We start from the raw sequence: 26301 nt of genomic DNA, 5'->3' as shown, positions 1-26301 counted from the left end.
TTGCTATCAGCCGGCCAGGATATGTTCGACCGTCGCGCGCGAAGGGATCGGCGCGACTGCGCCGTAACCTTGCGTGGACAGTGCCGCGGCGACGTTCGCATAACGCGCCGCTTGAAAAGGATCGTCACCCGCGACGATGCGCGCGATGAACGCGCCGCCGAAGCAGTCGCCCGCGCCGGTCGCATCGACCGCGTTGACGACGTGGCCCGGAACGACCCGCCGCTCGTCGGGCGTGGCGATGTATGAGCCCTCCTTGCCGAGCTTGAGCGCCACGACACGCGGACCGTGCGACAGCAGAAAGTCGACGATCTCGTCGCGGCCGGTCAAGCCGGTGAGTTCGGTAACGTCGTCCCAGCTCGGCAGGCAAATGTCGGTTTGACGAATGGCTTCGAGCATCACCGCGCGTGCTCTTGCGAGCGGCCAAAGCTTCAGGCGCAGGTTGGTGTCGAAGCTCACGCGCACGCCGTTCGCTCGCGCATGCTCGATCGCCGCCAACGCTGCGTCGCAGGCGCTCAGGCTAATCGCGAGACTGATACCGGACAAATGGATGACTTTGGCCGCGGCGATCGCATCGAGCGGCAAATCCTGCGGCGCGTAGCGGCTCGCGGCCGACCCCGCGCGCAGATAGTCGAACGCGTGACCCGCGGGACCGTGCGAGACGAAATAAACCCCGGTGGACGCGTGCGGATCGACGCGCACGAGCGACGTCTCAACCTGCTCGCGTTCCCACAGATCGATCAGCAGATGCCCGAAATGGTCGCTGCCCACGGCTGACACGAAACCCGTCTTCGCGCCCTGCCGTGCTGCCGCGATGCAGAAGTTCGACGTATCGCCGCCGAAGCCTTGCAGATAGTTCGGCTGATCTTTAGCCGACTGGTTGAACTCGATCATCGCCTCGCCGAGCGCGAGGATTTCTGGGCGCCGGCCGTCCGGCGTGAGGGTCATGCTCACCGTCATCGCTTAGACCTCGCCCCACAGGTCGTGACCGTCGGCGCCGGTGATCTTCACCGAGACGAAATCGCCGACCTTGTAACGCTTCGACGCCTTGGTGGCCGGCGCGATATATACGACGCCGTCGATCTCGGGCGCATCCGCCGCCGTGCGGCCGATGCCGCCGTCGGCATTGATCTCGTCGACCAGCACTTTCAGCGTCTTGCCGACCTTCTTCGCGATCCGTTTGGCCGACACTTCTTCGGCTACTTCCATGAAACGCGCGCGGCGTTCTTCACGCACTTCGTCGGGCAATGCGCCGTCGAGTTCGTTGGCAGTCGCGCCTTCGACCGGCGAGTAAGCAAAGCAGCCGACCCGATCCAGTTCCGCCTCGCGGATGAAATCGAGCAGCGTCTGGAATTGCTCTTCGGTCTCACCCGGGAAACCGGCGATAAACGTGCTGCGGATCGTCAGATCGGGGCATATTTCGCGCCACGCCTTCACGCGCTCCATCACCTTTTCGGCGTTGGCCGGACGCTTCATGCGCTTCAACACTTCCGGATGCGCGTGCTGGAACGGCACGTCGAGATACGGCAGCACGTGGCCCTTGTACGGACCTTCGGCCATCATCGGAATGACTTCGTCGACGCTCGGATACGGATACACGTAATGCAAACGCACCCATGCTCCGTATTGCGCCGCGAGTTCGCCGAGCGCGCCGACCAGATCGGTCATGCGCGTCTTGATCGGCTTGCCGTTCCAGAAACCGGTACGGTACTTGACGTCGACGCCGTATGCGCTCGTGTCCTGCGAAATCACCAGCAATTCCTTCACGCCGGACTTGAACAGATTCTCCGCTTCGAGCATCACTTCGGCGACCGGGCGCGACACGAGGTCGCCGCGCATCGACGGGATGATGCAGAACGTGCAGCGGTGGTTGCAGCCTTCGGAAATTTTCAGGTACGCGTAATGGCGCGGCGTGAGTTTCACGCCGGCAGCCGGCACCAGATCGATGAACGGATCGTGCGGCTTCGGCAGATGATTGTGCACCGCCTGCATCACTTCGCCGAGCGCGTGCGGACCAGTCACGGCCAGCACCTTCGGATGCACTTCTTCGATCAGGTTCGAGCCACTCGCGCTCTGCTTGGCACCGAGGCAGCCCGTAACGATCACCTTGCCGTTTTCGCTGAGCGCTTCACCGATCGCGTCGAGGCTTTCCTGCACCGCTTCGTCGATGAAGCCGCAGGTGTTGACGACAACGAGGTCCGCGCCGTCGTACGTGCCGGAGATCTCGTAGCCCTCGGCGCGCAACTGCGTGATGATCTGTTCGGAATCGACAAGCGCTTTAGGACAGCCGAGGCTGACGAAACCGACCTTCGGAGTCGAAGGGGCCGGCACGGCGGGGGAAATGGTCTGCGACATAGGTGGGTCCGGCGAATAGCGGTGACGATGGCGACAAATGGGGACGGTGCGGCAAGGCTAAAGGGCCCGATGGTCATAGAGACCACAGCCCGGACAGCGTCCCGCGCACGCAACCCTTTATTGTACCGCGCCGGCGACCGTGCAGCCGGTCAAGTGGCAAGGCGTTGCCGGATCAGGCAGGCCGAGGGCTGCGCCTTGATGTGCCGGTATCAAGTCGTCGGATTCGAGGGCGCGCTCGATCACCTCAAGAATTTCGCGCGAATCATGCAGGCGCCGGATGGCAGCGTGCAGTTCGGCAGCCTGTGGCCACGTCCGCTTCAGATAGCTGAGCCACATTTTGACGCGTCCGTGCTCATGGCGGGCCGCGACACGGGCTTGCAGTTTTCTCAGGTAGTCGGCGAGCAGACCCAGCACGGCCGGCCATTCCTCGCCGGAAGGCGTCCGGTCCATCAGTCCGCGTATGCGCAAGGCCAGGAAAGGATCCGACACGGCGCCCCGCCCGATCATCACGTCCGCGCAACCGCTGACCGCCCGGCACCGCTCCCGGTCGGCCACCGTCCAGACTTCTCCGTTGGCAATGACCGGCACGTCCACGGCAGCGTCGATACGCGCGATCCACTCCCAGTGGGCCGGCGGCCGGTAGCCATGGTCACGCGTTCTGGCATGCACGACGAGGGAGGCCGCGCCGCCTTCCGCCAGCGCCGTGGCGCAGTCGATCGCGAGCGACGTATCGGACACGCCGAGCCGCATTTTTGCTGTCACGGCGATACTGGCAGGCACCGCGGCGCGAACGGATGAAACGATCCGGTTCAGCTGATCAGGGTGCGCAAGCAGCATCGCGCCGCCACCGTGCCGGTTGACGACTTTGGCGGGACAACCGAAGTTCAGATCGAGTCCATACGGCGACAAATTGGCCGCCTGGACCGCATTCAGCGCCATCCATTCAGGATCGCTACCGAGCAGTTGGATCGCCATCGGCGTGCCGCTGGGTGTGCGACCTCCGTGGAGGACTTCGGGCGTATCCCTCTCGTAGACACGCTCGGGAAGCACCGAGCCCGTCACCCTCACGAATTCGGACACGCACCCGTCGAATCCGCCCGTGCTGGTCAGCACATCGCGCAACACGTAGTCCGCAAGCCCTTCCATGGGCGCAAGAAACAGCCGGCTCATGCGAGAACGGCGCCTAAGCTGCTTGTGCGAATTTTACGGTCAGCCAAGGCTGACAAATCCGGCCATCGGAATCGAAGGCGTGGGCGAGGTAGGGAAACGGGTCTGCGACATAGACGGGGCGGGCATACAGCGGTGGCGACGGCGGCAAATGGGGATGGTGCATGGGGACGCTGCGATAAGGACTGCGGGGGGACAGGATCACAAGGATCCATAGCCCGCGACTGCGCACGCAACCAATTATTGTACCGCGCCCGCGGCCGTCCACTTGCGCTCGGCGCGCGGGCCACCGGGGTCGCACCTGGCGCCCCTTGGCGCGACACGTGCACACCCGGCCGCCGCGGCCGTGGCGCGGACGCGCCAAGACGCGCTTGTCGCGTCGGCGTCGCGCCGTGCGGTTACTTCTTCTCCGGCTCCGGATTGCTTTGCGGATTGCTTTGCGGATTGCTTTGCGGATTAGCCGGCGCGACCGGCGCTCCGGCCGCATTCACCGGTCCACCTGGTGTGAACGGGAAGGTGGCGAACATCGATTTCGCCTGGTTCTGCATCTGCTCCTGCATCTGCACGAACATGTTCTTCGACTGCTCGATATAGCTGGTCATCATGCCCTGCATCATCGGGGCCTGCATGTTCATGAACTGCGACCAGACTTCGGGATTCATCGCCTTGCCTTCGTACAGGTTCTTCGACTGGTCCGCGAGCTTCGCCTGAATGTCGATGAAGGCCTGGATGTTCTTCTCCAGATACGTGCCCATCATGCCCTGCATCGCATGACCGTAGAAACGGATGATCTGCGACAGCATCGACGACGAGAACATCGGCAAGCCGCCGCTCTCCTCTTCGAGAATGATCTGCAACAGGATGGCGCGCGTCAGGTCCTCGTTGCTCTTCGCATCGATGACCTTGAAATCCTCCTGATCCAGCACGAGCTGCTTAACGTCCGTCAGCGTGATGTACGTGCTCGTCTCGGTATCGTAGAGTCGACGATTCGGATACTTCTTGATCAATCGTTCGGCTGTTTTCTTTGTAGTAGTAGTCATGTAACGCCTTTGAGCGCAAGTTGAGCGCGGAAACGGCGTCATGCCGACTGCGCAATCGGGTAATCGCACAATCGAGACGCCGCCGGAACCATCTGAGCAGAAGCGCGCCACCTTGTGAGCGGCGCGCCGATGACTCAGCCCATATGCAAACCGCCATTCAGCGAAAAATCAGCGCCCGTGGAGAAACCCGATTCGTCCGAGGCAAGCCATGCCACGATCGAACCGATTTCGTCCGGCTGGCCGAGACGGCGCACCGGAATCGTCGCGACGATCTTTTCCAGCACGTCCGGGCGGATCGACTTGACCATATCCGTGCCGATGTAGCCCGGCGACACGGTGTTCACCGTCACGCCTTTGGTGGCCACTTCCTGCGCCAGCGACATCGTGAAGCCGTGAATGCCGGCCTTCGCGGTCGAATAGTTGGTCTGGCCGAACTGCCCCTTCTGGCCGTTCACCGACGAAATGTTGATGACGCGCCCGAAGCCGCGCTCGACCATGCCGTCGATCACCTGCTTGGTGACGTTGAACAGGCTGGTCAGGTTGGTGTCGATCACCGCCGTCCAGTCTTCATGCGTCATCTTGCGGAATACGACGTCGCGCGTAATACCGGCGTTGTTCACCAGGATGTCGATCTCGCCGACTTCGGCCTTGACCTTGTCGAACGCCGCCTTGGTCGATTCCCAATCGCCGACGTTGCCTTCGGACGCAATGAAATCGTAGCCGAGCGCCTTCTGCTCTTCGAGCCATTTCACGCGGCGCGGCGAGTTCGGGCCGCAACCTGCAACGACCTTGAAACCCTCTTTGTGCAGCCGCTGGCAAATGCTCGTGCCGATGCCGCCCATCCCGCCCGTTACGTACGCAATTCGCTGTGTCATAAACTACACTCCGTTTTTCGTTTTCGAGGCGCCGACCGGCTGCCTCTTCCCTCGCCTGGTGCTTCATCTCCACTGCCGCCGGGCGACCGGCCGACGAGGCCATTGCTCGCCGCGCGCCACCTGCTGAGAGGCGCCGCGCGGCAACCCTGCTTACTCCTGCAAAACCTGCCTGAGCCTACTTGAGCCTGCCTGAGCCCAGACTCCAGGCCAATTAAGCGCGCTCGAGCGCCAGCGCCACGCCCATGCCGCCGCCGATACACAGCGACGCCAAACCCTTCTTCGCATCGCGCTTCTGCATTTCGTGCAGCAGCGTGACGAGAACCCGGCAACCGGACGCGCCGATCGGATGGCCGATCGCAATTGCGCCGCCGTTCACGTTGATCTTCGACGCGTCCCAGCCCATCTGCTGATTCACCGCCAGCGCCTGCGCGGCAAACGCCTCGTTGATTTCCATCAGGTCGAGATCGGCCGGCGTCCAGCCCGCGCGCTCGAGACAGCGACGCGACGCGGGCACCGGGCCCATGCCCATCACCTTCGGATCCAGACCCGAGGTGGCGTAAGCCTTGATGCGCGCGAGCGGCTTGAGGCCGAGCGCTTCGGCCTTCTTCGCCGACATCACCAGCACCGCCGCCGCGCCGTCGTTCAGGCCCGACGCGTTGGCCGCCGTGACCGTGCCTTCCTTCGAGAAAGCCGGCTTCAGACCCGCCAGCGATTCAGCCGTCACGCCGTGACGCACGAACTCGTCCGTTGCGAAACGCAGCGGCTCGCCCTTGCGTTGCGGAATTTCGACCGGCACGATTTCGTCGTTGAAACGGCCCGACTTCTGCGCGGCTTCCGCCTTGTTCTGCGACAGCGCCGCGAACGCGTCCTGCTGCTCTCGCGTGATGCCGTATTCCTTGGCGACGTTTTCCGCCGTCACGCCCATGTGATACTGGTTGTAGACGTCCCACAGGCCGTCGACAATCATCGAGTCGATCAGCTTCGCGTCGCCCATGCGGAAACCGTCGCGCGAGCCCGGCAGCACGTGCGGCGCGGCGCTCATGTTTTCCTGACCGCCGGCGATCACGATGTCGGCGTCGCCCGCGATGATCGCATTGGCCGCCAGCATCACGGCCTTCAGACCCGAACCACACACCACGTTGATCGTCATGCCGGGCACAGCCGCGGGCAGCCCCGCCTTGATCAGCGACTGACGCGCCGGGTTCTGGCCCGAGCCTGCAGTCAGCACCTGCCCCAGGATGACTTCGCTGACCTGCTCAGGCTTCATGCCAGCCCGTTCGAGCACGGCGCGAATCACCGTCGCGCCGAGTTCGGGCGCGGCGATCTTCGCCAGCGACCCACCGAATTTGCCTACTGCCGTACGGGCGGCCGATACGATCACAACATCAGTCATTTCCATATCCTCCGGGCACTTCGGCCAATTACGCCGTAGCCCGTCAAGTTAAAAATCTTGTTGCTCATGCGCCCTTGCTTATCCGGACGCGCATTCATACCGCCAAACAAACCGCGCCTTCAGGCGCGCTACAGCCTACTCCCGTTGCCGCACGTACCGCCCCGGCGCCGGCTCGATCACCGGGAATTCATCGGAGCCGGCCGCGGCGCGCGGCTTCACTTTCTTGCCGCCATACTGGTCGAGCCACGTGGTCCATTCGGGCCACCAGCTGCCAGGCACTTCGGCCGCCTGATCGAGCCATTCGTCCGGGCTTTCCGGCAATGTCTTGACGTCGCCTTCCAGCGTCCAATAGTTGCGCTTTTTCTTCGCCGGCGGATTGATCACCCCCGCGATATGACCCGACGCGCCGAGCACGAACTTCAGCGGCCCGGTGAGCAGCGGCACCGACGCATAGGCGGTTTGCCACGGCACGATATGGTCTTCGCGTGAACCGTAGATGAAGGTGGGCACATCGATCTTCGAGAGGTCGATCGGCTCGCCGCAGGTGGTCAACGCACCCGGCTCGCGCAGACGATTCTCGAGATACGTATTGCGCAGATACCAGACATACATCGGGCCCGGCAGACTGGTCGAATCGCTGTTCCAGTACAGCAGATCGAACGGCACCGGCGTGCGCCCTTTGAGGTAATTGTCGACGACGTAGTTCCACACCAGATCGTTCGGCCGCAGGAACGAGAAGGTGTTGGCGAATTCGATGCCGCGCATCAATCCGGGCGCGCTGCCGTTCTTGCCGCCAATGGTCTGCTCGCGCATCTGCACGTGCGCCTCGTCGACGAACACGTCGAGCACGCCCGTGTCCGAGAAGTCGAGCATCGCGGTGAGCAAGGTCATCGACGCTACGGGATGCTGGCCGCGCGCTGCCGCCACCGCCAGCGCCGTGGCAAGCATGGTGCCGCCCACGCAGAAACCCAGTGTGTTGATCTGCTCGCGGCCGCTGATCTTGCTGACCGTCTCGATCGCCCTGAGGACGCCCTCGCCGATGTAGTCGTCCCACGTCTTGCTCGCGATCGACGCATCCGCGTTGCGCCACGAAATCAGGAACACCTGATGACCCGAATCGAGTCCGTGCGCGACCAGCGAGTTCTCCGGTTGCAGATCGAGAATGTAGAACTTGTTGATGCAAGGCGGCACGATCAGCAGCGGCCGCTCACGTACGGTGGCCGTGCGCGGCTTGTACTGGATCAACTGCATCAGGTCGTTCTCGAACACCACCGAGCCCTCGGTGTTCGCGAGATTTTCGCCGACCACGAAACGCGATTCGTCCGTCTGCGAGATCTTGCCGCGCTGCAAATCGCCCAGCAGATTCATCACGCCCTGCCGCAAGCTCTCACCCTTGCTATCCAGCAAGGTCTTTTGTGCTTCCGGATTCAATGCGAAGAAGTTGCTCGGCGATGCCGCCGCGGTCCATTGCTGAACGGCGAAACGGACGCGCTCGCGCATCTTCGGTTCCGTTTCAAGCGCGTCGACCATTTCCTGCAGATAGCGCGCGTTCAACAGATACCACGCAGCGGTAAATGCGTAGGCCGGCGCCGCGCTCCACGCGTCGGAACTGAAGCGGCGGTCCTTGAGTTCGGGGGCTTTCGTCGTGGAGGTGGCCGCCTGCTGGATCAACTCCATCGCCTCGCGCGAATAATCGGCTTGCAGCTTTTGCAGACGCTCCGATGGAATCGCGGCGCTCGGAACATTGAGTCCGGCAAATGAAGGCATGGACGGCAGAGATCCCGCAGCCAGTTTGCTGAAGTCAGGCATGCCGGGGAATGACGGCATCTGCGGCAAGCCCATTTGCGGCATTGGGAGGACGCCCATTTGGGGCATCTGAGGCATTTGCGGCATCGGGAAAGGCGCGCCATTGCCGCCGGGCGGCGTGCCGAGCGAACGCCATGCGTTCATCCAGGCGTCGAATAACTGCTGCATGCCTGCGGCCGGCGCTGCGCCGCTCGTACCGGCCTGCTGCGTGTGCTCCGTCGAGGAGTCCGTGCTTGGGGAAGCTGAGGAATGTGAAGCTGCCATACCTGCTTTTGACCGGTAAGTCCTTGCGGACGGGTTGAGAGGCAGGTTCATGCGCACGTGGGCGATTGCTCGCGCCTCGTCACGCCCTGTCCCATGTACGAGGAGCTGTGAGGAACATTCTTGCTCCCCATCGCAAGGCATGTCAATGCTTGTTCCCGATTTTGCCGCAGTGCGATAGTTTTTTAATTATCGTTTTCCCTGTGTAGCAGATCGCGCTTTTGGGGTATGGGTTCACTAGCGCCGACGCAAACGAAAAAAGCTCCCATATTGCATGGGCTTATCTCAATTTATCCGTTCGCACGCGAACATTTTTGGCGGCAGATTTACGCCTGCGCGGCGAATTCCGGCAGCGCAGCATAAAAGCGTGCCGCGCCTCCGAATAAACCCTCATACGCGTGCTGGCAGGAAGGCGTCGCGCCCCCACTGTAGCGGGCGCCATGGCGGCTACCTTATTCCGCGATCGTCTGCGCCTGATCGTCCAGCCAGATCAACGCGGCCATGCGGCCGGTCTCGCGATCGCGGCGATAGGAATAGAAACGCTCACGTTGCGTGACCGTACACAGATCGCCGCCGACAATGCGCGTCACGCCGAGCCGCTGCAAGCGCAAGCGCGCCAGCGCCGCGAGATCGGCGAGATATTTGCCGGGGTTTTGCGGATGCGTGACGAATGCATTCGCGGTGGCCTCGCGTTGCGCGCCGTCCACGCCATTCATGAAGGCGTCACGCACATCTGCACCCACCTCGAAGGCGCCCGGACCGATCGCCGGGCCGAGATAGGCGTGCAACGACGCGGCCTCCACGCCGGCGAGATCGGCAACGCGCTGCGCGGTCTGTTCGACGATGCCCGCTGCCAGGCCACGCCAGCCGGCATGGGCCGCACCGACCGCGCGCCCCGCTTCGTCGCACAACAGCACCGGCATGCAATCGGCGACCATCACGACACACACCGTGCCGGGCCGATTGGTGACGCTGGCGTCCGCTCGTGTCGGCGTGCCGCTTGCGCGGGTCTGCGCGAGCGCATCTTCAGCACGCACGATGCCGGCGCCGTGAATCTGTTCGAGCCACGCGGCCTCGCCTACGCCAGCCAGACGCAGCAGCCGCGCTCGATTGGTTGCGACCGCGGCGGGATCGTCACCGGCTTTCATCCCCAGATTCAGGCCGCCGGGCTGGTCCACGCCATCCTGCCAGCGGCCGAACGGCGGCTCGCTCACGCCGCCGTTGCGCGTGGTGACGAGCGCACGCACCCGCGGCGACACGTTCCATGCCGGTTGCACAACATCGGCAAAGCTCAGCTCGGGCAAGCTCATGCGTGATCTTCCTCGTCGTGATCGTCGCCTTCGTCGTGATCGCCGCCGTGTGCTTCGTCTTCGTCGGCATAGTCGTCCGGCGAGGCGTCGCCCGGCGAGGCGTCGTAGTCGTCTTCCTCATAGTACGTCTCGTCGAACTCGCCTGCATCGTCACGCCCGAGACCGAGCGCCGCCGACAGCACCTGCATGTCTTCCGGTGCATCGGCGCGCCATTGCATGGTCCGGCCGGTTTGCGGATGGATCAGGCCGAGGCGCCATGCATGCAGCGCCTGACGCGCGAAACCGTCTGGCAGCGGCGTGACTGAGCGCTTGCCGCGCGCGCGCCCATAAATCGGGTCGCCGAGCAGCGGATGGCCGATGTGCGCGCAATGCACGCGAATCTGATGGGTGCGGCCGGTTTCCAGATCGCAATGAATCGCGGTGACCGGCTGACGCTGCCAGATCGCGGTGTCCACGCGCCGGAAATGCGTGCGCGCCGCCTTGCCCGATGCGCTCGTCACCACCGCCATGCGCGTGCGTTCGCGCGGATCTCGGCCGATCGGCGCGTCGATGGTGCCTTCTTCGGGCATGTTGCCCCACACCAGCGCGAGATAACGGCGCTTCACCGTGCGTGCCTGGAGCTGGCGCACCAGATCGGTCTGCGCCTCGAGCGTGCGCGCCACCACCATCAGGCCGGACGTTTCCTTGTCGAGCCGATGGACGATACCGGCACGCGGCAGGCCAGCCGCGGCGTCGCCATAACGGTACAGCAGACCGTTCAGAACCGTGCCGCTCCAGTTGCCGGCCGCCGGGTGCACGACCATGCCGGCCGGCTTGTTGATGACCACCAGCGTGTCGTCTTCGTAGACGATGTCGAGCGGCACCGGCTCGGGCGTGAACGCGAGTTGCTCCGGGAGCAGATCGGGCACGAGCTCGATGGTCGCGCCAAGCGGCACCGGCTGACGGATTTTGGCCGGCTTGCCGTCGATGCGCACCCGCTCCGACTCGATCCAGCTTTGCAGCCGGTTACGGGAAAACTCCGGAAAGACTCGGGCGAGCACCTTGTCGAGGCGTTCGCCGGCCAGTTCGTCGGGCACGACGACGCTGCGTGGCGTCTCGTCCGCCACGCGGCTCGCCACCGTCGGCACCATGCTTTGCGGGCCGGCGGAGGCGAGCGCGTCGCTGCCGAGATCGTCGTCGAGCGAATCGACGCCCAACGCGTCGGAGGGGTCAGCGCTTACGCTATAATCTTTGTTGCTATTCCCGGCACCGGTTACGGCGCCTGGAGTATTTGAGCGGGTCATTGAGTCTGGGTCACCTGGACGTAAAGCTAGACTGGAAAATGCGAGCCTTGAACACCATCACTAAAGCGGCGATCAATATGGCGGCCATCAAGAAGGCGGCCCGGAAAGTGGCCGGATACATTGCGTGCGCCGCAGCCGTCGCCGTTGTTGCGGCTTGTCACGGCCTGCCGGAAAAGACCGACGAGACGGCTACGTGGAACAACAACAAATTATATACGGAGGCGAACGACGCTCTGACCGGTGGTGATTTCGGCAAGTGCGCCAAGTATTTCGAGATGCTCGAAGGCCGCGATCCGTTCGGCCACTTTGCCCAGCAAGCGCAGATCAACGTCGCGTATTGCAACTGGAAAGATAACGAAAACGCCGCCGCCGACCTGGCGATCGACCGCTTCATCCAGTTGCACCCGGATCACCCGGACATTGCGTACGCGTACTACCTGAAGGGCATGATCCACTTCAACGACGACCTCGGTCTGTTCGGCCGCTTCTCCGGCCAGGACATGAGCGAGCGCGATCCGAAGTCGCTGCGCGAGTCGTATGACGCGTTCAAGATCGTGGTCGACCGCTACCCGAACAGCAAGTATGCGCCGGACGCCGCGCAACGCATGCGCTATATCGTGAACGCACTGGCATCGCACGAAGTCCACGCGGCGGATTACTACTATCGCCGTGGCGCCTACGTCGCGGCGATCAACCGGGCGCAACTGGCGTTGAAGGAATACAAGAACGCACCGGCTATCGAAGACGCGCTGCACATCATGATGCTGTCGTACGAGAAGCTGAATCAGCCGCAACTGGCCGACGACACGAAGCGCATTCTGGCCGGCACCTTCCCCGACAGCCCGTACATCACGGGCCATGCAAGGCCGGGTAAGGAAAAGTCGTGGTGGCAGTTCTAAGCCTCGAGTCCACGCTTTAAACAGAAACGCCACGACTTCGGTCGTGGCGTTTTCGTTTGTGGAGCTCCGCCAGCCTCTTCACCACAAGCTGGCAACAGGCGCCCTCAGTCCCGCTCGAACAACGCAATCGACTCCACATGCGACGTATGCGGGAACATGTTCACCACACCCGCACCCACCAGCCGGTACCCGGCCTCATGCACCAGCAGGCCTGAATCGCGTGCGAGCGTCGCCGGGTTGCACGACACGTAGACGATACGCTTGGGCAGCGGGCCATTGCCGCTCTGCGCGATCTCCGCGAGTGCCTTGGCGACAGCCAGCGCGCCTTCGCGCGGCGGGTCGATGAGGAATTTGTCGAAATGGCCGAGCGCGCGCATGTCGTCGGCGGTGACTTCGAACAGGTTGCGGCAGGCAAACGACGTATGGCCCGCCACACCGTTCAACTCGGCGTTGGCAAGCGCGCGCAAAGTCAGCACCTCACTGCCTTCGATACCCACCACTTCCTTCGAAATCCGGGCGAGCGGCAGCGTGAAGTTGCCGATTCCGCAGAACAGATCGAGCACGCGGTCGGTGCTGGCCGGGGCCAGCAGACGCAGCGCGCGGCTCACCAGCACGCGATTGATCGCGTGATTCACCTGGGTGAAATCGGTCGGCTTGAACGGCATCCGGATGTTGTATTCCGGCAGCGTGTAGTCGAGTTGCACGTCGAGTGGATAGAACGGCGTGACCGTGTCAGGGCCGCCCGGCTGCAACCACCACTGGATCTTGTGTTCGTCGGCGAAATCGCGCAGCACCTGCTCGTCGGCGGCGGTGATCGGCGCGAGGTTGCGCAGCACCAGCGCGGTGACCGACGAGCCGACCGCGACCTCGATCTGCGGCATACGATCGTAAATCGACAGCTTGCGGACCATGAAACGCAGCGGCATCAGCATCGCCGAAATGTGCGGCGGCAGCACCTCGCAGGTCTTCATGTCGGCGATGTAGCTGCTCTTCTTCTCGTAGAAGCCGATGCGCATGCCACCCTTTTCAGGCAGATAGCGCACAGCCAGACGTGCGCGGTAGCGATATCCCCACGCCGGCCCTTGAATCGGCCGGTACACCGTCTCCGGGCGCAGCTTCGCCAGATGCTGGAAATTGTCTTCGAGCACGCGCTGCTTGACGGCAATCTGGGCGCGGATGTCGAGGTGCTGCATCGAACAACCGCCGCAGATATCGAAGTAGGTGCATTTCGGTTTGGTGCGAAGCACGCTTTCGCGGAACACCTGGACGACCTCAGCCTGCTCGAATTTCGGCTTGCTGCGATGCGTCGAGTAGCTGACACGCTCGCCGGGCAACGCGCCTTCGACAAAAATCACCTTGCCGGGCGTGCCGTCTTCGCTCTCGACGCGGCCTACGCCGCGCGCTTCCATATCGAGCGAAACGATTTCGATGATCGGCTCATTGCCGGTGATGACGTGCGCTTTGACCGGAGCGGGCGCCTTCTGGCGCTTGGGCGAGCGACGTTGGGGGGCAGTTCGGGACACCTGCGACTTCCTGACAAACTTGGGGAAAGGCGAGATTGTAGACGAAGCGCCGCCGTTGCCAACGATTTGGCGCGGCTGCGGCGGCTAGCGCCTGCCTACCCGCGCCATGACCGATTCGCGTGCGGCGAAACGCTTCGCCATCAGAATATTGCGGTCTATTGATCGAATGCGGCCAGGTACTCAGCCCATTGTGGCGCCGTTTCCAGTGCTAACGCATTCTTGACCAAGTTGATCTCGTCAGCATACTCCTCGGCCGAAAACGCGCCGCGGATCAGCTGGAAGCGGCAATACAGCAGGTACGTATTGACGACGTCGGTCTCGCAATAATTGCGGATTTCCTCGATACGCCCTTCCTGGTACGCGTGCCACACTTGGCTGCCGTCCATGCCCATCTTGCCGGGGAAGCCGCACATCTTCGCAAGCGCATCGAGCGGCGCGTTGGCGCGCGCCTGATACATCGCCAGCACGTCCATCAGATCGGTGTGACGCGCGTGATAGCGGCTGATGTAGTTGTTCCACTTGAACTCGCGGTCGTCCTCGCCGAGGTCCCAGAAACGGGACGCCGGAATGCCGTTGATCAGCGCGCGGTAGTTCAGCACCGGCAGGTCGAACCCGCCGCCGTTCCACGACACGAGCTGCGGCGTGTACTTTTCGATCACGCGATAAAACGACTGCACGAGCGCCGCCTCGCCGTCTTCCAGCGTGCCGAGCGAGCGCACACGGAAACCGTTGTTGTCGCGGAACACGCAGGAAATCGCCGCAATCCGTTGCAGGTGGTGCGGCAGGAAATCGCTGCCGGTCTTTTCGCGGCGCGCCGCAAAAGCGTGCTCGGCGACTTCGGCGTCGCTCAGCGTGGCGGGTAAATCTTCGAGGCGGCGAATGCCGGCGACATCGGGAATCGTCTCGATGTCGAAAACAAGAATCGGTGTCATCAGCTTATAGAACGGCGTCCTTCCGAACACCATTAGAGGCAAAGAAGCGCTTCAACCGCACCAGCGCTTCCTGTTGGATCTGGCGTACACGCTCGCGCGTGAGGCCCATTTCGTCGGCCAGCTCTTCGAGCGTGGCGGGCTCGATGTGGTTCAGCCCGAAGCGGCGCTCGATCACATGACGATGCTTGTCCGATAGACGGGCGAGCCATGCGCGTGTAAGCGTTTCCAGCTCGCGATGCTGCACTTCGGCATCCGGCGACTGGCTTTGGTCGTCGGACAGCAAATCGAGCAGGCTGCTCGCCGGGTCGAGATCGAGTGGCGCGTCGAGCGATGCAGTGTGTTCGTTCAGCGCGAGAATGTCGGTGACTTCGTCGGAGGTCTTGCCGGTCAGATAGGCAATGTCGTCGATGCTCGCGTCGCGGCGCTCGGCTGCTTCGCCGGAATTCATCGAATTTTTTTCCAGATGACGCTTCGCGCGCAGCACCTGATTGAGCTCACGGATCACGTGCACCGGCAAACGCACCGTGCGCGCCTGGTTCATGATCGCGCGTTCGATGCTCTGGCGAATCCACCAGGTGGCATACGTCGAGAAACGGAAGCCGCGCGTGGGATCGAACTTCTCGATGGCGTGCATCAGGCCGAGGTTGCCCTCTTCGATCAGATCGAGCAGCGGCACGCCGCGGTTCAGGTAACCCTTCGCGATGCTGACGACGAGCCGCAAATTACGCTCGATCATCACTTGCCGCGCTTCGAACTCGCCCGCCTTCGCCAGACGCGAATACTTCTGCTCTTCCTCGACGGTGAGAAGCGGCTTGACGCTGATGCGGTTCAGGTAGTGCTGAATCGTGTCGGCCGTCAGCTCGGCTTGCAGCAGCGCGCGGAAATCGTCCACGTCGGGCGGAGCTTCGCTCGCACCTTCGCGGGCCTCGCCTGCTTCTTCCGCGCCCTGGCGTTCGTCGAGATCGCGCTCCTCGACGATCTCTTCTTCCACTTCCGAAGCGCCGCCGTCCTCCACCGAAGCGGACGTGACGCGGCTAATCGTCTCAGACTCGGCTTTCGGCAGGCGGCGCTTCGATTTCGGCATGGTCGTATCGCTTATTGCGGCGGCAAATACTTCAGTGGGTCAACAGGTTTACCCTGCCGGCGAACTTCGAAATGCAACATCACGCGGTCGGAATCGCTATTGCCCATCTCGGCGATCTTCTGCCCTTTGGTCACCGCATCCCCTTCTTTTACCATCAAAGCGCGGTTGTGTGCATACGCCGTGAGATAAGTTGCATCATGCTTGATGATAATGAGATTGCCGTAACCACGCAGCCCATTTCCTGCATAAACCACGCGTCCATCCGCCGACGCCTTGACCGGATCGCCAGCCGCGCCGCCGATATTAATACCCTTGTTGGTCGAATCGTTGAACGTGCCGAGCATCGGCCCCCGCACCGGCCATCCGAACGCGACATTGCCGGATGCGCCGGTATTCGAGTCGCTCGTAGCACCCGGGTTGACCGGCGGCGTCAGCGAAGCGTTGTTCGCACCCGATCCATAGATCGGCGGCGCCGCGACGCCTGCTGCTGCACCAGCCGACGGCGGCGTGCTGCCAAGCGGCGCGCTCTGCACCGCGCCACCGCTGCCGATCGGCGCCGTCGACACGCCCGGCGTCAGCGCGGCGGTGTTCGCGCCCGGCGGCACGACGCGCAGCAACTGATCGACTTCGATCTGATTCGGGTTAGTGAGATTGTTCCACGCCGAAATATCGCGGTAGTTCTGGCCGTTCTCCAATGCGATCCGGTATAGCGTGTCGCCTGGCTTCACGCGATAGTAGCCCGGCGGCGGCGGTCCGAGCGGCACGGCCGGCTGCTGCGCGGCTTGCGTGCCGAGCGCGCCGCTACCGGAGCGGTCGACAACCGGCGCCTGATCGAGGCGGGTCGCACACGCCGACATCAACAGGGACAAGGCGAGCACGCACACGCTACGCTGGGTTACGGTCATGGGAATATTCAGTCTGGTTCTTTGCATCGCGCGCAACATACTCATCGGTGTCAAATCACTCCGGATTTTAAGGGTACAAAGAAAACGCGATCAAGCCGCGACTCGCGCCACTGCGCGGGTCCGAGGCGCTCGACCAGGGTCAGCACCTGGTTCTGGCCTTCCTGCGAGCCGACCGGCGCGACCAGACGGCCGCCGATCGCGAGTTGTTCAAGTAATGCTTGCGGTACGTCAAGTCCGGCCGCGGCGATCACGATCGCATCGAACGGCGCTGCCGACGGCAACCCGAGGCGGCCATCGCCGTAATGCAGCCGGATGTTCGGAATGCGCAGCGGACGCAAGTTTGTCTTCGCGCGTTCGGACAGCGGCTTGATGCGTTCGATCGAATAAACATCCCGCGCGACCTGGCTCAGTACCGCTGCCTGATAGCCGCAACCTGTGCCGATTTCGAGCACGTTGTTCAACGCGCGGCCGGCGGCAGCCAGTTCGATCATCCGCGCGACCACAGAGGGCTTGGAAATCGTCTGGTGATGACCGATCGGCAGCGCGGCATCTTCATAGGCCTGGGCCGCGAGGCCCGGGTCGACGAACATGTGGCGCGGCACCACCGACATCGCGTTCAACACGCGCTGATCGGTCACGCCGTTCGCACGCAGGCGTTCGACCATCCGTTCACGAACCCGTTCCGAAGTCAACGCCAAAGCGCCGTTCAATGCGACATTCGGCACGGCGGTGCGCTCGTTGAGTTTGGCGGCGGGCTTGCTCACCGGCGCCGGTTTTGGCGCGGCGCGCGCAGCCGCACCTTGCGCGACGGCTGTTGCGTGTGGTTTGGCTTGCGACTTGGCCTGCGCATTGACCGGCGAGCTCACCGGCGCCGTCATGGGTCCCTTCGCTTGCGGCGTTGCTTGCGGCTTCAACTGCGGCTTCACTTGCGGCTTTGCTTGCGACGTCGCCTGCGGTTGGGTCTGTACCTTCGCCGGTGGCTTCGCCTGGGTCTTCTTCGCGGAACCAGGCGGCGAGTTCTTCGCCGGCTGCTGGCGTGCGTTCAGCGCCGCGCTCGCGGCGAGTGCCGCCGCGCGCACTTCGCCCGGACGCCCTTCAATCCGGCGCGGTTCGCGCACCAGGTCTTCGAGGCCAAGCGGAAAGCGCTTTGCGCGCTCGCTGGTCATGAAGCGCCGCTGCCGGCGCGCGCCCAGTCGCGCACTGTGGGCAGCATTTGCGTGTGGGTCAGGTCGAGCTGCAACGGCGTGATCGACACCTGGCCGTTGGCGACAGCATGGAAATCGGTGCCTTCGCTGGCATCGCGCGCGCTGCCCGACGGGCCGATCCAATAGATCGGTTCGCCGCGCGGGTTGGTCTGGCGGATCACCGGCTGCGACGGATGCCGCTTGCCGAGACGCGTGATATACCAGCCGCCGAGTTGCTCGTACGGCAGGTTCGGAATATTGACGTTCAGGAGCGGATGCCCCGGCAACGGTTGTTCGAGGTAGTGCGCGACGATCTCGGCGGCAACACGCACAGCGTCTTCGAGATGCACCCAGTCTTTGTCGACCAGCGAGAAGGCGATGGCCGGCACACCGAACATAATGCCTTCGGTGGCGGCGGCGACGGTGCCTGAATAGAGCGTGTCCTCGCCCATGTTCTGGCCGTTGTTGATGCCCGAGACGACGAGGTCCGGCGTGTGGTCCAGCATACCGGTCAGCGCGATGTGCACCGAATCGGTTGGCGTGCCGTTGACGTAGTAGAAACCGTTCGGCGAGCGCAGCACCGAAAGCGGACGCGACAGCGTCAAGGAATTGGACGCGCCGCTGCAGTTCTGCTCGGGGGCCATCACGGTGACGTCCGCGATCGGCTTGAGCGCTTCGTAAAGCGCGGCAAGGCCGGGCGCCAGATAACCGTCGTCATTGCTGAGTAGGATTCGCATGCGGCGATTGTAACCGAGGAAAGAAGGCACGCGAACGACACGGCAGGTGGCGCGCGCATCACATGCAAAGCGCACGCGCCGGGCTCCGCGCTAACGGGTATCGACCGCGCAGGCCGCCGGCTTCGAGCAATAAAAACGCACGGTCGTGCGGATTGTTTTACACTCAGAATAGTTGCGACGCCCCCGAAGGAAGTCCCCTCGGGGGACCCTGATCGATATGGAGATGGAGACACGATGCGCGCGATTCGCTGTAATCAATACGGGCCGCCAGAGAGCCTGGTTGTCGAAAATCTGCCGGACCTCGAGCCGCCGCCCGGCCACGTCGTGATCGACGTCAAAGCGGCGGCCGTCAACTTTCCCGATGTGTTGATCATCGAGAACAAATACCAGTTCAAACCGCCCCTGCCCTTTACGCCCGGCTCGGAAGTCGCGGGCATCGTGCGCGCGGTCGGCGACGGTGTGACGCAGTTCAAACCGGGCTCGCGGGTGGTCGCGTTCACCGGCTCGGGCGGGTTTGCCGAGCAGGCGCTGGCGCCGGTCGCCGCGTGCGTGCCGCTGGCGGACGGCGTCGAATTCGAGCTGGCCGCCGCGTTCACACTCGCCTACGGCACTTCGCATCATGCGGTGGTCGACCGCGGTCAGTTGAAGGCCGGTGAAACGATGCTCGTGTTGGGCGCGGCAGGCGGCGTCGGGCTCGCCGCGGTCGAGATCGGCAAGGCGCTCGGCGCGCGCGTGATCGCGGCGGCGTCGAGCGACGAGAAGCTCGCCACTTGCGTGAAGCACGGCGCGGACGCCACCATCAACTACAGCACCGAAGATCTGCGCGAGCGCATCAAGGCGCTGACGGACGGCAAGGGTCCGGACGTGATCTACGATCCGGTCGGCGGCGTGTATGCCGAACCGGCGTTTCGCAGCATCGGCTGGCGCGGGCGTTATCTGGTGGTCGGCTTTGCAAACGGAGAGATTCCGAAGTTGCCGCTCAACTTGACGCTGCTCAAAGGCGCAAGTCTGGTCGGCGTGTTCTGGGGTGACTTTGCAAAACGCGAGCCACAGCACAATCACGCCGCGTTCGAGCAGATGACCGGCTGGATCGGCGAAGGCAAGCTCAAGCCCTATGTGTCGGAACGTTATTCGCTCGAGGACACCGGCCGCGCGCTGCGCGATATGGCGGAGCGCCGGGTAATCGGGAAGGTGGTGATTACGCCTTAACCGCTAGCCGTCGCGCGCTCAACATACGCTTCATCGAGCGACGAATAAAAGCGGCGCGCGGTTTTAAAACCGCGCGCCGTTTCTGATGGACCTTCGCTCGCGTGACTAAAGCTTTTCCGTATCACCCGATTTTGGCTGCCACTTCATCAGCCGCCGCTCGCCAAGCCCGACGATGGCATCGAGAATCAGCGCGAACGCCGTCAACACCAGAATCCCGGCGAACACAGTGTTGATATCGAAGGTGCCCTCGGCTTGCAGAATCAGATAGCCGACGCCGCGCGCCGAGCCGAGATATTCCCCCACCACCGAGCCGACGAACGCGAGACCCACCGATGTATGCAGACTCGAAAACACCCAACTCATCGCGCTTGGCAGATAGACGAAACGCAGCAACTGCTTGCGGTTCGCGCCGAGCATGCGCGCGTTGGCGAGCACAACCGGGCTCACTTCCTTCACACCCTGGTAGACGTTGAAGAACACGATAAAGAACACCAGCGTGACGCCTAGCGCCACCTTCGACCAGATGCCGAGACCGAACCACACGCCGAAGATCGGCGCGAGAATCACGCGCGGCATCGAGTTGGCAGCCTTGATATAGGGATCGAATAGCGCGCTTGCGAGCGGCGACAGCGCAAGCCACAGACCGACGCCGAGTCCGAGCGCGGTGCCGAGCGCGAACGCGAGCACCGTTTCGACCAGGGTGATCCACAGGTGCAGATAGATTTCGCCGCCCGTGAACCACTCCCAGATGCGCTGCAGCACCTTCTGCGGCTCGCCGAAGAAGAACGCGGCCTTGTTCGGGTCGTCGAAATAGAACGCTGGCAGCAGTGTCGGACTGGTCAGCACGTACCAGAGCACAAAGCACAGCACGAGCAGCAGCCACTGCCAGATCACCAGGTTCGCCCGGTTCGGGCGCAACGTCTTCCACATGATTCGGTTTGCCTTGGACGATTGATCGACGCAACCACTGAACGCAACTAGCGAGCGCAACAACGAGACGCAAATGTCTCGCTCACCGACGGGACCCGACCGTGAACTGCGATTAAACGGCCGTGAGTTGCTGCTGGTAGCCCTTGAGCACCTCATCGCGCAGCACGCTCCAGATCTGCGCATGCAACTCGACGAAACGCGGATGCGCGCGAATCTCGGCGACGTCGCGCGGACGCGGCAGATCGATCGTGAATTCGCCGATCGGATGCGTGCCCGGCCCCGCCGACAGCACCACCACGCGGTCGGACATCGAGATTGCTTCGTCGAGATCGTGCGTGATGAACAGCACCGCCTTGCGCTTGGCCGCCCACAGGTCGAGCAGCTCGTTTTCCATCAGCTGACGCGTCTGGATATCGAGCGCGGAAAACGGCTCGTCCATCAGGATGATGTCCGGATCGAGGATCAACGTCTGCGCCATCGCGACGCGCTTGCGCATGCCGCCCGACAGTTGATGCGGATAGCGGTCGCCGAAACCACCGAGGCCGACGCGCTTCAACCACTCGTCGGCTTTGCTGCGCGCTTCGGCCGGCGGCACGCCGCGGAATGAGAGGCCGGCCATCACGTTGTCGATGGCCGAGCGCCACGGCATCAGCGCGTCGGCCTGGAACATGTAGCCAGCGCGCTGGTTAATCCCCTTGAGCGGCTCGCCGAACACACTGACCGTGCCGGACGACGGCCCCAGCAAACCCGCGCCGACGTTCAGCAAAGTGGATTTGCCGCAGCCGGTCGGGCCGACCACCGAGACGAATTCGCCCGGCGCGATGCGCAAGGTCGTATCCTTGACCGCCGTATAGCGCTGCGCGCGGTTGTCCCGCGCAGCAAACGTGCAGGTGATGTTGTCGAGCGCCAGGGCGGCAACGGTCATCGTTCGGCTCGCTTCGAAGATCGGTTTCGGTTTGTCATGTCGTCATGACGGCGGTAGTCGAGGCGAACGCAGCACGTGCCGCCCTCAGCTCCACGCTCACGGTGCTCAGGCCTTGACCGTCGCCAATGCTTTCTTGACGAAGTCGTTGGTCCACGTTTTCGACAAATCGATCGGCTTGCCCTGCACAGCCGGGTCGAATGCCTGCAAAGTCTTCAGCGACGTGGCCGGGCCATCGGCGGGCATCAGGCCATCCGGCGACATCGCCTCCTTCACGTGTTGCCACGCGTCCAGATACACGGCGCGGTCGCCGAGCAGATAGCCTTCCGGCACCGTGTTGATCAGCTCGCTGCCGGTCGCGGTTTGCAGCCACTTGAGTGCGCGCACCATCGCATTGGTCAGCGCCTGGGTGGTGTTCGGATTCTTCGTGATGAAGCTCTGCGACGCGTACAGGCAGCCCGCCGGCATGTCGCCGCCAAACACGCTGCGCGTATCGGCCAACGTGCGCGTGTCCGAAACGACGCGAATCTCGCCAGTGCGCTCGAGCTTGGTCATCACCGGGTCGAGATTGGCGATGGCGTCGATCTGGCCCGACTGCAGCGCCGCGATCGCACCCGCCCCTGCGCCCACACCGATGAACGCGACGTCTTTCGCGGTCAGCCCGGCTTTCGCCAGCACGAAACTCGCCATGATCGAGGTCGACGAACCCGGCGCGGTCACGCCGATTTTCTTGCCCTTCAGATCGGCGATCGACTTGTAGTTCGGCATCGCCTTCTTCGACACCGCGAGCACGATCTGCGGCGCGCGCCCTTGCAGCACGAATTCGCGGAACGACTGCTTTTGCGCCTGCAGCAGCAAGGTGTGCTCGAACGCGCCGGAGACCACATCCGCGCTGCCGCCCACTGCCGCCTTCAGCGCTTGCGAGCCGCCGGCGAAATCCGAGATTTCGACGTCGAGCCCTTCGTCCTTGAAGTAATTGCGGCGCTCGGCAATCGTGAGCGGCAAGTAATAGAACAGATTCTTGCCGCCGACGGCGATCGCCACCTTGGTGGTTTCAGGTTTGCCCTGCGCGAAAGCGAGCGGCGCGGCAGCGAACGTGGCGCCCGCGAGTGCGGCGGTACCGGCGAGGAAGGTTCTGCGTTGCATGGTCTGTCGTCTCCATTTTGTTGTCTTAGCAGGTCCTTAGCAGATCCCACCGGCGCGCTCACTCACACAATCTGTTGCGCATGCAACCTTGCAATGTCGTCAGAATCATAACCTAGCGATTGCAGGACTTCATCGGTATGTTCACCCAGTTCCGGGCCTAACCAGCGCGTTTCGCCGGGGGTTTCCGAGAGCTTCGGTGTCACCGACGGGAGCGTGATTTCCTGACCGTCCTGCCACTTGAAGCGCTGGATCATCTGGCGCGCCATGAACTGCGGATCGGTGAACATGTCCGCGACGCTGTAAATGCGGCCAACCGGCACGTCGGCGGCGTTCAGCACGGCGAGCGCTTCGTCGATGGTGCGCGTAGCGAGCCACTCGGCGATCGCGCCATCGATTTCCTGAGTGCGCGGCACGCGGCCGTCGTTGTGCGCCAAGGCGGGATCGTTCGCCAGGTCTTCGCGTTCGATAGCGATCATCAAGCGCTTGAAGATCGGATCGCTATTGCCGCCAATGACAATGCTGCCGTCGCGGCACGGATACGTGTTCGACGGCACGATCCCCGGCAGCGACGCGCCGGTGCGCTCGCGCACCATACCGTACACGCCATACTCCGGCACCACGCTCTCCATCATGTTGAAGACCGCTTCGTACAGCGCGACGTCGACGACCTGCCCTTTGCCGCCGTTCGCCTGCTTGTGATGCAGCGCCATCAATGCGCCGATCACGCCGTGTAGCGCGGCAATCGAATCGCCGATCGAAATGCCGATGCGCGGCGGCGGCAAATCCGGATAGCCGGTGATGTGACGCAAGCCGCCCATCGATTCGGCGATCGCTCCAAATCCAGGCCGGTCGCGGTACGGCCCGGTCTGGCCGTAGCCGGACAGGCGCACCATCACGAGCCCAGGGTTCTCCGCCGACAAGACGTCATAACCGAGGCCGAGCTTTTCCAACAAACCCGGCCGAAAATTTTCGACGACGATATCGGCTTCTTTCGCCAGACGCCGCACGATCTCCTTGCCCTCTTCGGCTTTCAGATTGATCGTGACGGATTTCTTGTTGCGCGCCTGAACGGCCCACCATAGCGACGTACCGCCGACTTCCGGATAGAGCTTGCGCCATTTGCGCAGCGGATCGCCGCCTTTGGGATCTTCGATCTTGATGACATCGGCGCCGAACTCGCCGAGAAAGCGCGCGGCGAACGGGCCGGCGATCAGCGTGCCGAGTTCGAGCACCTTGACGCCGGCAAGCGGGCCTTTAGGTGTGGCGCTGGGGTCGGGGTTGACGCTCATGTGTCTCCTCTGTGTTCTGTTCTTGCCCAGGCGGCGCGCGGCGCGAGGCATTGCGGATCGGTCTCGCGCGGCTCGCTCAGGCATTGCAGGCGCCGCGACGTGGCGCTATCAGTTACGTCGCGCTACATCGAGCGCCGGTCGAGCATCGCACGGGCGATCGTGCCGGCGTCGACATACTCGAGTTCGCCGCCCACCGGCACGCCGCGCGCGAGGCGCGTCACGGCGAGACCGCGTGCCTTGAGCGTCTGCCCGAGGTAATGCGCGGTGGCCTCGCCTTCATTGGTGAAATTGGTTGCGAGCACGACTTCCTTGACGATGCCATCCGACGCGCGCTTGACCAGCCGGTCGAAATGGATTTCCTTCGGGCCGATGCCGTCGAGCGGACTGAGCCGCCCCATCAGCACGAAATAGAGGCCGCGATAGGTCATCGTCTGTTCGAGCATGATCTGGTCGGCGGGCGTCTCGACGACGCACAACAACGTCGGATCCCGCTCCTCATCAAGGCAGACCTCGCAGATCTGCGCTTCGGTAAAGGTGTTGCACTTCTCGCAGTGCTGCAGATGTTCAGTCGCGAACAGCAACGAGCGGCCGAGTTTTTCGGCGCCGTCGCGGTCGTGCTGCATCAGGTGGTACGCCATGCGTTGCGCGGATTTAGGCCCGACACCGGGCAGCACGCGCAGCGCTTCGACGAGCGCCGACAAGGCGGAAGGTTGTTTCATGCGGATCGGCGGTGTCGAAGTGGATGTGGCCTGCTATGGTCCGGTACGCGGGTGGCGACGCGGTTGCTTCTGCTTGTTGCTGGTTTCTTCTATCAGCTCGACTACGAATCGGGCAAGCACGCTCGACGACCGAACTGAACTGCATCGATGCAAACTTGCACGCACCGGGAACTGGGAACTGCGCGCGCATTGGAACGAGCGCGGCTCGTGTATTCAACTCACGCCGCGGTCGAAGCAGCGGCGCGAGTCCGTTCCTGCAGCGACGTCGCTTAGAACGGCAGCTTGAAGCCCGGCGGCAGCGGCAGACCCGAGGTCATACCGCCCATCTTTTCCTGGGCGGTGGCTTCGGCCTTGCGCACGGCGTCGTTGAACGCAGCGGCGACCAGGTCTTCCAGCATGTCCTTGTCGTCGGCGAGCAGGCTCGGATCGATCGACACGCGGCGGACGTCGTTCTTGCAGGTCATCGTCACCTTGACGAGACCGGCGCCCGACTGCCCTTCGACTTCGATCAATGCAAGCTGCTCCTGCATCTTCTTCATGTTTTCCTGCATCTGCTGGGCCTGCTTCATCAGCCCGGCGAGTTGGCCTTTCATCATGGACATGCTCCTTCTTGATAGCGTGAAATCCGGAAATCGGGTGCGCCACAGGGCGCGGCGAATCAGTGGACGGACGGCGCGCCGTTCGGGCCGGCGTCCTGCGTAATCGGGCGAATCGAGCCGGGCACGATGCTCGCGCCGAACTCGCGGATCAGCGACTGCACGAACGGATCGGCGCCGATTTCGCGCTCCGCTTCCTGCTGGCGCTGGGCGCGCATGGCGGCGTCGTGCGCGGCTGCCGTGCGGCGCGCCGGGCCGACTTCGACCAATACGTCGACGTTCTGGCCGAGCTTGTCAGCGAGCGCGGCTTTCAGTTTAGCGACCTGCGAGACTTCCGCGTACTGCGGCACCGGCACGTTCAGTTTGAGCGTGCTGCCTTCGAGTGCCATCAGTTCGCTATTGAACGCGAGTTGATACGAAATGCCCTTGAGCGGAAGGTCGACGGCGAGCGCGGGCCAGTCGCCCTGAAAACCCAGCGGATCGAGCGGCACGGCCGGCGGCAGCGGCCGCTTGTCGACCACCGGCGCGGGTGTCGACGCAGGGGCGGCGTTCACGCGGACGTCGTCGGGCCCGCTGTCGAACACCGGCATATAGTTGTCGTCCGGCAGGCCGTAATAGCCTTCGTCCGCTGCCGTGAGCGGCATGTATTCATCGGGCGGCATGTCGTCCCACGGCGCGCTCGACGAGCCGCTCTGCTCCTTGGCCTGCGGCGACGGCGCACGCGCGGCCGGTGCGGCGT

The 26301-nt window shown here is 63.4% G+C and carries 24 protein-coding genes; 2 read left to right on the top strand and 22 right to left on the bottom strand.

Annotated elements, in window-relative coordinates:
• Nucleotides 1-6 precede the first annotated feature (6 nt).
• From GNZ13_RS26885 to GNZ13_RS26845, 9 genes are all read right to left on the bottom strand, one after another.
• A complete protein-coding gene (locus tag GNZ13_RS26885; RefSeq protein WP_172170236.1) occupies nt 7-957 on the bottom strand; it encodes a sugar kinase in 951 nt (316 codons plus the stop codon).
• A 3-nt stretch (nt 958-960) separates the two neighbouring features.
• Nucleotides 961-2352: a 30S ribosomal protein S12 methylthiotransferase RimO gene (gene rimO, locus GNZ13_RS26880; protein WP_172170234.1), complete on the bottom strand. Its 1392-nt coding sequence runs from the start codon at nt 2350-2352 to the stop codon at nt 961-963.
• A 117-nt stretch (nt 2353-2469) separates the two neighbouring features.
• Nucleotides 2470-3522 carry a tRNA dihydrouridine synthase gene (locus GNZ13_RS26875; RefSeq protein ID WP_172170232.1) on the bottom strand — a complete coding sequence of 351 codons (1053 nt, stop codon included), beginning with the start codon at nt 3520-3522 and terminating at the stop codon, nt 2470-2472.
• 395 nt (nt 3523-3917) lie between these two features.
• On the bottom strand, nt 3918-4559 hold the full coding sequence (gene phaR, locus GNZ13_RS26870; RefSeq protein WP_172170230.1) for a polyhydroxyalkanoate synthesis repressor PhaR: 642 nt from the start codon (nt 4557-4559) through the stop codon (nt 3918-3920).
• Nucleotides 4560-4693: 134 nt separating this feature from the next.
• Nucleotides 4694-5434: a 3-ketoacyl-ACP reductase gene (locus GNZ13_RS26865; protein ID WP_172170228.1), complete on the bottom strand. Its 741-nt coding sequence runs from the start codon at nt 5432-5434 to the stop codon at nt 4694-4696.
• A gap of 211 nt (nt 5435-5645) precedes the next feature.
• Nucleotides 5646-6827 (bottom strand): acetyl-CoA C-acetyltransferase, encoded by a 1182-nt coding sequence (locus tag GNZ13_RS26860; RefSeq protein ID WP_172170226.1) that lies wholly within the window; start codon nt 6825-6827, stop codon nt 5646-5648.
• A gap of 135 nt (nt 6828-6962) precedes the next feature.
• Nucleotides 6963-8801: a class I poly(R)-hydroxyalkanoic acid synthase gene (gene phaC, locus GNZ13_RS26855; RefSeq protein ID WP_172170284.1), complete on the bottom strand. Its 1839-nt coding sequence runs from the start codon at nt 8799-8801 to the stop codon at nt 6963-6965.
• 545 nt (nt 8802-9346) lie between these two features.
• Complete coding sequence (gene pgeF / locus GNZ13_RS26850; protein WP_172170224.1) at nt 9347-10204, bottom strand: peptidoglycan editing factor PgeF; 858 nt, start codon at nt 10202-10204, stop codon at nt 9347-9349.
• Nucleotides 10201-11487, bottom strand: coding sequence for an RluA family pseudouridine synthase (locus tag GNZ13_RS26845; RefSeq protein WP_172170222.1), 1287 nt, complete (start codon nt 11485-11487; stop codon nt 10201-10203). Before GNZ13_RS26845 ends, pgeF begins: the two co-directional genes overlap by 4 nt.
• A gap of 77 nt (nt 11488-11564) precedes the next feature.
• Between GNZ13_RS26845 and GNZ13_RS26840 the strand changes: the two genes are divergently transcribed.
• A complete protein-coding gene (locus GNZ13_RS26840) occupies nt 11565-12386 on the top strand; it encodes an outer membrane protein assembly factor BamD (protein WP_407945667.1) in 822 nt (273 codons plus the stop codon).
• Between the two features lie 104 nt (nt 12387-12490).
• On the opposite strand, the gene rlmD is transcribed toward GNZ13_RS26840, so the two are convergent.
• From rlmD to surE, 6 genes are all read right to left on the bottom strand, one after another.
• On the bottom strand, nt 12491-13909 hold the full coding sequence (rlmD, locus tag GNZ13_RS26835; RefSeq protein ID WP_172170217.1) for a 23S rRNA (uracil(1939)-C(5))-methyltransferase RlmD: 1419 nt from the start codon (nt 13907-13909) through the stop codon (nt 12491-12493).
• A 155-nt stretch (nt 13910-14064) separates the two neighbouring features.
• Nucleotides 14065-14841: a 3'-5' exonuclease gene (locus GNZ13_RS26830; protein WP_172170214.1), complete on the bottom strand. Its 777-nt coding sequence runs from the start codon at nt 14839-14841 to the stop codon at nt 14065-14067.
• Between the two features lie 4 nt (nt 14842-14845).
• Nucleotides 14846-15925: an RNA polymerase sigma factor RpoS gene (rpoS, locus tag GNZ13_RS26825; RefSeq protein ID WP_172170211.1), complete on the bottom strand. Its 1080-nt coding sequence runs from the start codon at nt 15923-15925 to the stop codon at nt 14846-14848.
• 11 nt (nt 15926-15936) lie between these two features.
• Entirely contained in the window at nt 15937-16875 is a 939-nt protein-coding gene (locus GNZ13_RS26820) for a peptidoglycan DD-metalloendopeptidase family protein (protein ID WP_172170208.1), read from the bottom strand.
• A 5-nt stretch (nt 16876-16880) separates the two neighbouring features.
• Entirely contained in the window at nt 16881-17996 is a 1116-nt protein-coding gene (locus GNZ13_RS26815) for a protein-L-isoaspartate(D-aspartate) O-methyltransferase (protein WP_172170205.1), read from the bottom strand.
• On the bottom strand, nt 17993-18751 hold the full coding sequence (gene surE / locus GNZ13_RS26810; RefSeq protein ID WP_172170202.1) for a 5'/3'-nucleotidase SurE: 759 nt from the start codon (nt 18749-18751) through the stop codon (nt 17993-17995). The genes GNZ13_RS26815 and surE overlap by 4 nt, the downstream gene beginning before the upstream one ends.
• Nucleotides 18752-18985: 234 nt before the next feature.
• On the opposite strand from surE, the gene GNZ13_RS26805 reads away from it, so the two are divergent.
• Nucleotides 18986-19960: an NADPH:quinone oxidoreductase family protein gene (locus GNZ13_RS26805; RefSeq protein ID WP_172170199.1), complete on the top strand. Its 975-nt coding sequence runs from the start codon at nt 18986-18988 to the stop codon at nt 19958-19960.
• A gap of 105 nt (nt 19961-20065) precedes the next feature.
• On the opposite strand, the gene GNZ13_RS26800 is transcribed toward GNZ13_RS26805, so the two are convergent.
• The 7 genes from GNZ13_RS26800 to GNZ13_RS26770 form a co-directional block, all read right to left on the bottom strand.
• Entirely contained in the window at nt 20066-20890 is an 825-nt protein-coding gene (locus GNZ13_RS26800; RefSeq protein WP_172170196.1) for an ABC transporter permease, read from the bottom strand.
• A gap of 112 nt (nt 20891-21002) precedes the next feature.
• On the bottom strand, nt 21003-21815 hold the full coding sequence (locus GNZ13_RS26795; protein ID WP_172170193.1) for an ABC transporter ATP-binding protein: 813 nt from the start codon (nt 21813-21815) through the stop codon (nt 21003-21005).
• Between the two features lie 105 nt (nt 21816-21920).
• Nucleotides 21921-22958, bottom strand: a complete 1038-nt coding sequence (locus tag GNZ13_RS26790; protein ID WP_172170190.1) for an ABC transporter substrate-binding protein — start codon at nt 22956-22958, stop codon at nt 21921-21923.
• Nucleotides 22959-23020: 62 nt separating this feature from the next.
• On the bottom strand, nt 23021-24247 hold the full coding sequence (locus GNZ13_RS26785) for a CaiB/BaiF CoA transferase family protein (protein WP_172170187.1): 1227 nt from the start codon (nt 24245-24247) through the stop codon (nt 23021-23023).
• Between the two features lie 122 nt (nt 24248-24369).
• Complete coding sequence (recR, locus tag GNZ13_RS26780; RefSeq protein WP_172170184.1) at nt 24370-24966, bottom strand: recombination mediator RecR; 597 nt, start codon at nt 24964-24966, stop codon at nt 24370-24372.
• Nucleotides 24967-25235: 269 nt separating this feature from the next.
• Entirely contained in the window at nt 25236-25562 is a 327-nt protein-coding gene (locus tag GNZ13_RS26775; RefSeq protein ID WP_007182071.1) for a YbaB/EbfC family nucleoid-associated protein, read from the bottom strand.
• A gap of 62 nt (nt 25563-25624) precedes the next feature.
• Nucleotides 25625-26301 (bottom strand): DNA polymerase III subunit gamma/tau C-terminal domain-containing protein (locus GNZ13_RS26770; RefSeq protein WP_328807295.1); only part of this gene is annotated, 677 nt, incomplete at its 5' end.

The sequence above is a fragment of the Paraburkholderia elongata genome, assembly GCF_013177735.1.
Lineage (GTDB): Bacteria > Pseudomonadota > Gammaproteobacteria > Burkholderiales > Burkholderiaceae > Paraburkholderia > Paraburkholderia elongata.
This window is presented reverse-complemented; position numbering and strand designations above follow the sequence as displayed.